This is a genomic window from Flavobacterium hydrophilum, from assembly GCF_003202405.1.
In the GTDB taxonomy this organism is placed as follows: domain Bacteria; phylum Bacteroidota; class Bacteroidia; order Flavobacteriales; family Flavobacteriaceae; genus Flavobacterium; species Flavobacterium hydrophilum.
Genome location: NZ_QJHL01000027.1, coordinates 1 through 258, shown reverse-complemented (window position 1 = coordinate 258; position 258 = coordinate 1). Strand labels below are relative to the sequence as shown.

1 protein-coding gene is annotated in these 258 nt (G+C 41.5%); it reads left to right on the top strand.

Annotated elements, in window-relative coordinates:
• Positions 1 to 258, top strand: a 258-nt coding sequence (locus DMB68_RS23495) for a hypothetical protein (RefSeq protein ID WP_165830200.1), incomplete at both ends; no start/stop codon positions are given.

The window sequence follows — 258 nt, the reverse complement described above, 5'->3', positions numbered from 1 at the left end:
CTACTTATAGCGGCGTTAACACTTTAGTTGTAAGCGATAACGGCACAGACCAGATTATTGCTTATTCTGTTAAGGATGCCAATGGCTGTATTGTTAACGGAAGCACTACAGTAAACAGATATTTACCATTAACGGATATTGCTTTTGCTGTGACCACAGCACCTGTTTGTCCGAGCAATGTTGCCGATATTACTTTGACAGTATCTGGCGGATATGTGCCTATGGCTAAATACGAGATCATTTCTCCAATCACGGTTG